The sequence below is a fragment of the Mesorhizobium sp. B2-8-9 genome (genome assembly GCF_006439475.1).
Lineage (GTDB): Bacteria > Pseudomonadota > Alphaproteobacteria > Rhizobiales > Rhizobiaceae > Mesorhizobium.
This window is the reverse complement of record NZ_VFTQ01000004.1, coordinates 310,662-320,565: the sequence shown is the minus strand read 5'-3', so window position 1 is coordinate 320,565 and position 9,904 is coordinate 310,662. Positions and strand designations below refer to the sequence as shown.

At 63.2% G+C, this 9,904-nt stretch carries 6 protein-coding genes; 3 read left to right on the top strand and 3 right to left on the bottom strand.

Annotation, left to right across the window (positions count from 1 at the left end):
- From FJ423_RS07745 to FJ423_RS07735, 3 genes are all read right to left on the bottom strand, one after another.
- Positions 1 to 2,908: toxin TcdB middle/N-terminal domain-containing protein (locus tag FJ423_RS07745; RefSeq protein WP_140840526.1), on the bottom strand; the 2,908-nt coding region annotated here is incomplete at its 3' end.
- Positions 2,909 to 3,147: 239 nt separating this feature from the next.
- Positions 3,148 to 4,485 (bottom strand): hybrid sensor histidine kinase/response regulator, encoded by a 1,338-nt coding sequence (locus FJ423_RS07740; RefSeq protein WP_140840524.1) that lies wholly within the window; start codon positions 4,483 to 4,485, stop codon positions 3,148 to 3,150.
- A 6-nt stretch (positions 4,486 to 4,491) separates the two neighbouring features.
- Positions 4,492 to 5,676 carry an FIST signal transduction protein gene (locus FJ423_RS07735; RefSeq protein ID WP_224636216.1) on the bottom strand — a complete coding sequence of 395 codons (1,185 nt, stop codon included), beginning with the start codon at positions 5,674 to 5,676 and terminating at the stop codon, positions 4,492 to 4,494.
- 262 nt (positions 5,677 to 5,938) lie between these two features.
- Here FJ423_RS07735 and FJ423_RS07730 point away from each other — a divergent pair, with 262 nt between their 5' ends.
- From FJ423_RS07730 to FJ423_RS07720, 3 genes are all read left to right on the top strand, one after another.
- Positions 5,939 to 6,439: a (2Fe-2S)-binding protein gene (locus tag FJ423_RS07730; protein ID WP_140840520.1), complete on the top strand. Its 501-nt coding sequence runs from the start codon at positions 5,939 to 5,941 to the stop codon at positions 6,437 to 6,439.
- 132 nt (positions 6,440 to 6,571) lie between these two features.
- Positions 6,572 to 8,917, top strand: coding sequence for a xanthine dehydrogenase family protein molybdopterin-binding subunit (locus FJ423_RS07725; protein WP_140840518.1), 2,346 nt, complete (start codon positions 6,572 to 6,574; stop codon positions 8,915 to 8,917).
- Positions 8,918 to 9,037: 120 nt separating this feature from the next.
- Positions 9,038 to 9,835, top strand: coding sequence for a xanthine dehydrogenase family protein subunit M (locus FJ423_RS07720; protein ID WP_140840516.1), 798 nt, complete (start codon positions 9,038 to 9,040; stop codon positions 9,833 to 9,835).
- Positions 9,836 to 9,904: the final 69 nt, after the last annotated feature.

Below are 9,904 nucleotides of genomic sequence, written 5' to 3'. Positions count from 1 at the left end.
TCTGCGCCGTGTAGGGTTTTGACGCCGTGTTGACGGCATAGGTCTCAGCCACCTGCTTGCGCACGACACCTGCGCCGTCCTTCCACACCGTCAGCGACGGCAGGCCGTAGCTTGCCAGGTCCTGGCGGTAGGTGGTGGTCACTGTCGGTGCTGCCGTCTCGCCATTGGCCTGCGGTCTGGTCTCCACGATCGAGGCGAACCCCAAAAACTTCCGTGCCGCCGGATCGTATTTGCCGCCGGCATATTGATACGTGCTCACCGACGTCTGGCCGCGGCCATCGCTCACCGAAAGCTTCGTCACCGCATGCACCACCTGCGGCAGATAATTGTTCGCCCAGGTCGACGACGGCGTGTACTCCACCGCAACCGTGCCGCCGAGTTCGGTGGTGATCTGCTTGACGAGGTTCGGATTGCCCGTCCCGGCGTTCGAGATGAACATCGAGCTGTAGTTCGTGAAGTCCGGCAGCCCGTCTCCGTTGAAGTCACCGACAACAGTGCCCGCGCTTATTGAGGTGGGAAGGCTGAATTGCACCGGTGTCATTGCAGTCGACGACGGACGCAGCGAGAACACTCTCACCGTGCCGGTTCTGCCCGGCTGCGACGTAATCGTGCCACCGATGGTGATGACGTCCGCCTTGCCATCATTGTCTAAGTCGCGAAGGACAGCAGACGTTCCTGATATCGACGAGACTGTGTAGCTCTTGAAGCCGACTCCTGTCGAAAGCCAAACGGCCGTGTTGCCGATGGTGCCGTTATAGAGAACCGCGTCTGTCGCGCCGTCGCCGTTGACATCGGCCAGCACGCAACTGCCTGGCCCTCCCGAATAGGCCCCTGTGGAGCATGCGATGGAGAACGAGGTGCCGCCTGGCTGCCATTTGCCGTTTGAGAGAACACCCTTTCTTGACGTTCCGCTGGGGCCCCAATAGAGCGGCTGCTGTTTGCCATTGCCGAGGAAGTCGCCAACGCCGTTGACGCGGTAAGAAGAGTTGCTGACGTTCAGGGTATCAACCCCATCGCCATCGGCATCGGCCACAATGGCGGCTTCAGATACCGGAGCCCCGAAACCGGGTGCGGTCGGTAGGGCATCACAAACCGCCTGATAGCCTGTCGGCGGGCAAGCGGTTTTGGTCAGCCCTAGCGCGGGGTCTGTCTTGATGATCGATTTGGTCGCCCCATAGGTGATCCGGCCAGTGGCGCCGTCCACGTAATTCTGGATCGCCGAATCCGCGAAATCCTCGGCATTCTTGGTAGCCAGAAAGCGACCAGGCTGCGAGAAATACTCCGGTTCGTTCGGATCGCTGTTTGGGTTGCTGAGCGTATCCAAAAGCAGGGACACTGTACCAGCCTGCGTTCCACTCGAGTTGAATTTGTATATGTATTTGGTCCGCTGCAATGCAGGACAAGGACCGTTATTGTGGTGACAGGTGTCTACGTTCTGGACATTGTCGCCAAAGATCTCATCTCGGCCGTCGGCGTCCAAATCGCCAACCGTTCGCGGCTCCCATCCGAATCCGCCCACGAATGAAACCGCCACCGTCCCATAGACCCCATCGGTATTCTGATACGCCATCCGGGCGATGACCTTTGACGTCCCGCCGGTGATGGTGCCGTCGGCTGCGATCGCTGCATCGGTGCCGTATCGGGTGACCTGGGTCAGCCGCGAGGCATTCGAGAACGGCGCCTGGTCATAGGTCAGCGTGTAGGCGCCGCGCACGGCGCCCGAGACCGTGATGCGAACCGTCTTGATGCGCTGGCTGGTCTCGGAGATGTCGCGGCCATTGCCCATCAGGATCAGGTCGGGGCGGGTCTCGTAGTAGAAGCTGATGCTGGCGCCGTTATAGGTGATGCTTGACGGATAGCAGGTCGGGCCTGCCGGACATGTGTAGCTGTAAGAGACCGTGTTGCCGTTGGTGTCGGTCACCGAGGTCAGCAGCCAGCGATAGTTTTGGGCCAGATCATAGGCCGGCGTTCCGGCTGCCGGATTGAGGTTGGCGACCGCTCCGACCGAGCGGAAGGTCGAGACGGTGCCGTCCCTGTCGGTCACCTTCCATTCATTGGTGGTGCTGTTGAGCGCAATGCGGCGATAGCTCTCATTCTCCGTCGTATACGTGCCGCCGGTCGAGCAGGACGGCGAGACCATGCCGGCGACGCAGGCGACCATGGCCTGGCCATCGAGCAGATAGATGTCGTTGGCGTCATAGGCCGGCATGCCATAGCCCGGTGTCGCCCGCTCGATGACGTCAAAACCGTCAAGCCCCCAGGCATAGCCTAGCCAGCCCTGATAGAGACCGCCGAGCTTGGTCTTGCGCGAAGAATTGTAGTTGAGCGCAATCTGCGGCTCGATGCCGTGGAAGGCAGGAACATCGATCGCGACCGAATAGCCGAGATTGCCGTTGCCTGCGGCCTTGGGCAGATCCACCTTCGGCGTGCCGACCGCTTCAGGATCGCCGCTGGTGGTTGTTGTCGTCGTGGCGGCTGCGGTTGCCACCGTTTGCGCCGCCAGCTCTTCGGATGCAGCCTCGGTTTCGCCGGTCTTGGCCGCCTTGCCAGTTTTATCCGCGCCTGTCGTCTTGCTATCAGCGGCCTTGCTGCCATCCGTAGCATTGCCATCAGCATAGTTGGCATTGTCCGGTTTGGCGCCGACCTTGGATGCCGCATCCGGGCTGCCGGTGGCTTGCGTGGTCCCGGAGCCGCCGCCTGAAGGCGAGTCGGCAGATGTTGCCGGTCCGCCCGCCTGGCCGCCCGAGCCGAGCGCCGCGCCGCCATTGTCGAAGCCGGCAGCGGGACTTTGCGTCCCTTGCGCGAAAGCTACCGAATCTGCACTTCCGCTAATATAAGAGACGAAAGAAACATCCGCACCAAAAACGCCAGCGGCAAGCAGAGCCGCACCAAAAAGGAACCGCTTCATGAAATCCCCCGATCCGTGTTTCTTACATTTAGCTTGGCGCCATCAACCGAATACAACGGAAACTTGTCTTTGACGCCTTATCCACAACTTTAATTTTTGGCGTCAAAATGCATAGGCAGGTGCGATGCGGCTTCGGCCAAATTGTCGTGCGTCCGAGACTTATATAGCGGCCTGGCTACGTACTATCTTCGAACGCCGATGGTTCTTTTGTTTTCCAGCGACAGAAGAGGGCAGTGGCCCTAAGCCAGCAAATGCGCCAGCAGCGCGCGTAGTTGCGCCGGCTTCAGCGGCTTGCGCATCAGCTCTATGCCGGCGGCGCGGGCGGCTTTGGCGACGGGCTCGGAGCCGTCGGCGGTGACGATCAGCGCTGGCACGGTCCGGCCGAGATAGTCGCGCACTTCGGCGATCGTTGACGTGCCGAGGTCGCCGCCGTCGAGATGCTGGTCGGCGATGATGATGTCGGGCACCCAGGCGGTGTCGCCGAGCAGGTCGAGCGCATCGTCGGTCGAGGTCGCGGCGCGCACCAGGCATTGCCAGCGCTCGAGCAGCGAGGTCATTGCCGAGAGCACGTCGGCGTCGTTCTCGACCAGGAGCACCTTGGTGCCGAACAGGCCGTAGCCGCGCGGCCGCTCCATGTCGGCGGCGGCCATCGCCGGTTCGGCCGCGGCCATGCCGACCGGCACGTCGATATGGAAGATGGTGCCGCGCCCGACCTTGGAGGAAAAGGTCACCGGGTGGCCGAGGGCGGCCGCCATGCGGCGCACTATCGCGAGGCCGAGCCCGAGCCCGCCGGCGAGCCCGGCGTCGGCAAGTGTGGAGGTGCCGCGGTGGAATTCCTCGAACACCGCCTCGCGCTGGTCCTCGGGGATGCCGCAGCCAGTGTCGGCGACGTCGATGCGGATGGTGTCGCCGCGATGTCTTGTGCCGACCAGCACACCGCCGGAGGGGGTGTAGCGCAGCGCGTTGGAGAGGATGTTCTGCAGGATACGCCTGAGCAGCGTGCGGTCGGAACGCACCGCGACATTGACGGGCCGGAATTTAAGCGACAGGCCTTTCTTTTCCGCCCCGGGAAGAAAGTCCGAGCGCAGCGAGGAGAACAGCGCTTCCAGGCTGACGTCGCCGATCTCGGGCTGCACCACGCCGGCGTCGAGCTTGGAGATGTCGAGCAGCGTGCGCAGCAGGTCTTCCATCGTCTCCAGCGAGCGCTCGACCTGGCGCACCAGCTTCCTGCCTTCATCGCTGGCCTGGACCTCTGCCAGCGCCGAGACCGACAGATGCGCGGCATTCAGCGGCTGCAGCACATCGTGGCTGGCTGCGGCCAGGAACCTTGTCTTGGAGAGGTTCGCCAGCTCGGCGCTCTCCTTCGCCGCGCTGAGGTCTATGTTCGACTGCTCGAGCCGGCGCAGCGTCGCGTGCAGTTCCTCGGTGCGGTTGCGCACCCGGTTTTCCAGCGAGATCGCGGTCTGGAACAGCGAGAAGGCGTTGCCCTGCTGGTCCATCGAGCGCTCGACGCGGCTGACCAGCGCGGCGTTGATCTTCTTCAGCTTTTCGAGGTCGTCGATGTCGCGAAGCGGCATCGGCGCTCACTCGGCCGCCTGGCGCTCGCCGAAGGCGATGCCGGTAAAGGTCTGGTTGAGGTGCATCGAGCGATACTGCTCGCCATAGGTGCCGAAGCCGATCACCTTATTGGTCCGATAGAGCTCGGAGATATCGCGAAAAACCTGGCGGTTGCGCGCGTCGAGCCGGCGCAGCACGCAGTCGAAACCGAGAATCATGTCGATACCGCCGAGACGATGCTCGACGTCCTGGAGAGCGGTGCGCGTCGCTTCCACCATGTTCTTGGGCTGAGCTATGGAAAGCACCACGCCGTCGTCGATGGCGCAGAAGAAGGACAGCGAGCCATCAGGGTGCATGCGCTGGATCGAGCGGCAATAATATTCGCCGCCGACCTTCACCACCACGGGGTGCGAGGCAAAGCTCAGCGGCGTCAGCGTCTGCGGCACGATGCCGACGGAGGCGGCATATTCTTCCGCCGCGTTGGTGGCGTTGAACTCGCGCACGACACGATGGTCCGGGTCGGACGCCGTCACCACCAGCTTCTCGTCGGTCGGAATGAAATTGTCGGTCTTGAAGACGTGGAAGGGGATCTCGGTCGCGACCAGCACGACGATGGCGCTGTCGGACGCGACCGTGCCGTTGGCGATCAGCCTCGTCGTCTCGAATTTCAGGTCGTCGCCGGCCGAGCCGCCAATCAGCGGAATGTCGTCCAGCCCCCAGTGGATGGCCGAGGTAACCGCTTCCTCGGCATAGGACAGCCCGTCGATGAAGCAGAGCGCGAATATGTTCTTGGCCCGATCCTGGCCGACGCGCCCGCGCAGCAGGCGCCGCAGCGAGGCGACCTCGCCGGTGATCCGGTCCATGCCCGACGAGGAGAGGTTCTCGACCATGGTGGCGACGGTCGAAAACGATGCCGACGGCAGAAGCAGGGCAAGGACATGTCCTTCCTCCAGCCCCTGCGGCGTGATCTCGCCGGCGGTCGAGCAGCCGGCATAGGCAAGCGACGGCGCGTGTACCTTCAACGCCTGCGCGAGCGCCGCGGCGTCGACCAGGCTCTGGGAGAAGAACAAAAGCGCGAAGCCGGCGTCGACGATCGCCGCTTCGGCCGCGATGGCCCGAGCAAAAACGTTCGGGTCGGGCTCATCCGTGGTGAGCGCCGAAAGGCCCGATGCATAGCGTGTGCTAGAACTGGCCAGCCGCCTTCTCCGCAATTTCCTCCAACGCTTATTATGCGTGTCTTTTCTTATGCGTGTCAGGCACGCTTCGCGTCGAGGGCATCTTTGCCCTCAATCCCTGATTTGGCAATGGGCCGGGCGGCACGCTCAACAGCTTGTCGGCCATGACCGAAAGTACAAGGGGCGGAGCGCTGGCAGCACTGTTTTGCCCGTTGTACGGTACGCAAATAGCGCGCTGCCGAAGCACAGGCACGGCATCGGCAAGGTGAGGACCAAGGTTAATACCCAGGGAGGCTGCATGTCGGACGTGTCGTTGACTGTGAATGGGAAACGGGTCAGCGGTAGTACCGAAGACCGAACGTTGCTGGTGCATTTCCTGCGAGAACATCTCGGCCTCACCGGAACGCATGTCGGCTGCGATACCTCGCAATGCGGCGCCTGCGTCGTGCATGTCGACGGCCGGGCGGTGAAGTCCTGCACCATGCTCGCCGTTCAGGCTTCGGGCTCGAGCATCGTCACCATCGAAGGGTTGGCCGACGGCGCCGAGCTGCATCCGGTGCAGGCCGCGTTCAAGGAGCATCACGGGCTGCAATGCGGCTTCTGCACGCCGGGCATGATCATGGCCGCGACCGACATGATCGCGCGTCACCCGCAAGGCCTCGACGAAGCGATTGTGCGCGCCGAGCTCGACGGCAATATCTGCCGCTGCACGGGCTACCACAACATCGTGAAGGCGATCCTCGCCGCATCGGAGGCGATGTCAAAGGGCGCCAAGGGCAAGGCGAAGCAGGCAGCGTGAGATGAGTGAGTAGTGAGTAGCGAATAGTGAGTAGCGAATGGTCGGCGTCTTTGTGACCGACCCCTACTCCAATCTTTTCCTACTCACTATTCGCTACTCACTACTCCCCTAAATTCCGGAGGAATTTCCGCAATGGGTATCGAAGGCGTCGGCGCCCGCGTGGCGCGCAAGGAAGACAAGAGGTTCATCACCGGCGGCGGCCGCTATGTCGACGACATGGTGGTCCCCGGCATGAAGCATGCGGTATTCGTGCGCAGCCCGCACGCGCATGCGCAGATCAAGAAAATCGACGTTAAGAAGGCGCAGGCCATGCCGGGCGTCGTCGGCGTCCTGACGGGCAAGGAGCTCAAGGCCGACGGCATCGGCAATCTGATCTGCGGCTGGATGATCCATTCCAAGGACGGAACGCCGATGAGGATGGGCGCGTGGTCGCCGCTCGCGGTCGACAAGGTGCGCTATGTCGGCGACGCCGTGGTGGTCGTCGTCGCCGAGACCAAGGGCCAGGCGCGCGACGCGGCCGAAGCGGTCGAGATCACCTATAAGGAACTGAAGGCCGTGGTCGATGCCACGAAGGCGATCCAACCCGGCGCGCCGCAGATCCATGCCGAGGCCGAGAACAATCTGATCTTCGACTGGGAGCTCGGCGACGCCAAGGCGACCAACGCGGCGATCAAGTCGGCGGCCCATGTCACGCGCATGAAGATCGTCAACAACCGGCTGGTGCCGAATGCGATGGAGCCGCGCGCGGCGCTCGGGCATTACGACAAGGCGGAAGACCACTATACCTGCTGGACGACGTCGCAAAACCCGCATGTCGCGCGGCTGGTGATGAGCGCCTTCTACAACGTCGCTCCGGAAAACAAGCTGCGCGTGATCGCGCCGGATGTCGGCGGCGGCTTCGGCTCCAAGATCTACATCTATCCGGAAGAGATCGTCTGCCTGTGGGCATCGAAGAAGACCGGCGTTCCGGTCAAATGGGTGGCCGACCGCACCGAGAGCTTCCTGTCGGACGCGCATGGCCGCGACCATGTCTCGACCGTCGAGATGGCCTTCGACAAGGACAACCGCATCACCGCTCTCAAGGTCGATACGATAGCCAATCTCGGCGCCTACATGTCGCTGTTCTCGTCCTGCGTGCCGACCTATCTCTACGCGACGCTGCTGTCGGGCCAGTACGACATCCCGGCGATCCACGCCAATGTGCGCGCCGTCTACACCAACACGGCGCCTGTCGATGCCTATCGCGGAGCTGGGCGGCCGGAGGCCACCTATGTGCTCGAGCGCACGATGGAGACCGCGGCGCGCGAGCTTGGCGTGTCGCCGGCGGAACTCCGACGCCGCAACTTCATCACGTCCTTCCCGCACCAGACGCCGGTGATCATGAACTATGACGCCGGCGATTATAACGCTTCGCTCGATGCGGCGATGAAAGCCGCCGACTATGCCGGCTTCACCAAGCGTCGCGCCGACGCCGCCAACCAGGGCAAGCTGCGCGGCATCGGCATGAGCTGCTATATCGAGGCCTGCGGCCTGGCGCCGTCATCGGCGGTCGGCTCGCTCGGCGCCGGCGTCGGCCTCTGGGAATCGGCGGAGGTGCGCGTCAATGCCGCCGGCACGATCGAGGTGCTCACCGGCTCGCACAGCCATGGCCAGGGCCATGAGACGACATTCGCGCAACTGGTCACCCAGCGCTTCGGCGTGCCGATCGACTCCGTCTCGATCGTGCATGGCGACACCGACAAGGTGCAGATGGGCATGGGCACTTACGGCTCGCGTTCCGGCGCCGTCGGCATGTCGGCCATCGTCAAGGCGCTCGACAAGGTCGAGGCCAAGGCCAAGAAGATCGCCGCGCATCTGCTGGAGGCTGACGAGGGCGACATCGTCATCGAGAATGGCGAGGTCAAGGTCGCGGGCACCGACAAGAGCCTGCCCTGGTTCCAGGTGGCGCTTGCCTCCTACACCGCCCACAATTTGCCGGCGGGCATGGAGCCAGGGCTAAAGGAGACGGCCTTCTACGATCCGTCCAACTTCACCTTCCCGGCTGGCTGCTACATCTGCGAGGTCGAGATCGATCCGGAAACCGGTATGACGGAGATCATCCAGTTCGTCGCGGCCGACGATTTCGGCAACATCATCAATCCGATGATCGTCGAAGGGCAGGTGCATGGCGGCATCGCCCAGGGCGTCGGCCAGGCGTTGCTGGAAGGCGCGCATTACGACGCCAGCGGCCAACTCCTGACGGCAAGCTACATGGACTACACCATGCCGCGTGCGGCCGACCTGCCGTCCTTCAAGGTCTCGACCTCGAACACACCGTGCCCGGGCAATCCGCTCGGCGTCAAAGGCTGCGGCGAGGCCGGCGCCATCGGTTCGCCGCCGGCGGTCATCAACGCCATCACCGATGCGCTCGGCGTCGTCGACATCGCCATGCCGGCGTCGCCCGCCACGGTGTGGTCGGCCATTCGGGCGAAGCATTGAAAAGCGAATAGCGAATAGGGAGTAGCGAACAGGGAAGAGGAGAGCGATGCGGCGAATAAGTAATCCTACTCGCTATTCGCTACTCCCTATTCGCTTTTTCCCCGAAGGGAGAAAAGAGACATGTATTCCGTCAACTACCATCGCGCTTCCTCCGTCGCCGACGCCGCAAGGCTGCTGAAGAACGGCGACGCCAAGCTGCTCTCCGGCGGCATGACGCTGATCCCGGCGATGAAGACGCGGCTCGCGGCACCGTCGGACCTCGTCGACGTCTCGCGGCTGAAGGACCTGCAGGGCGTCAAGGTGTCCGGCAAGACCGTGACCATAGGTGCCGCGACGACGCATTACGACGTCTCCACCGACGAGAAGCTGAGGAAGGCCTGCCCGGCGCTTGCACATATGGCATCGCTGATCGGCGACCCGGCGGTGCGTTACAAGGGCACGATCGGCGGCTCGATCGCCAACAACGATCCGGCGGCCGACTATCCGGCGGCATTGCTGGCGCTGGGCGCGACGATCGTCACCAACAAGCGCGAGATCGTGGCGGACAAATTCTTCAAGGGCCTGTTCGAGACAGCGCTGAAGGACGGCGAGATCGTCACGGCGGTGAGCTTTACCGCTCCCGCCAAGGCGGCCTACCAGAAATTCCGCAACCCGGCTTCGCGCTACGCCATCGTCGGCGTGTTCGTGACCAAGGGCAAGGACGGGGTGAGGGCGGCAGTGACAGGCGCCGGCGAGGACGGCGTCTTCCGCTCCAAGGAAATCGAGGCAGCGCTGGCGAAGAATTTCGATGTCGCGGCGCTCGGCGACCTCAAAGTGTCGGCAAAGGGGCTGATGAGCGATATCCATGCTTCCGCCGATTACCGCGCCAATTTGATCGCGGTGATGGCCAAGCGCGCCGTGGCCGCAGCCAACGCCTGAACGGCGACGCCATGCATGAAAGAAGGGGCCTCGCGGCCCCTTTTTCTTTCGCCGCGGCAATGGTTTAGG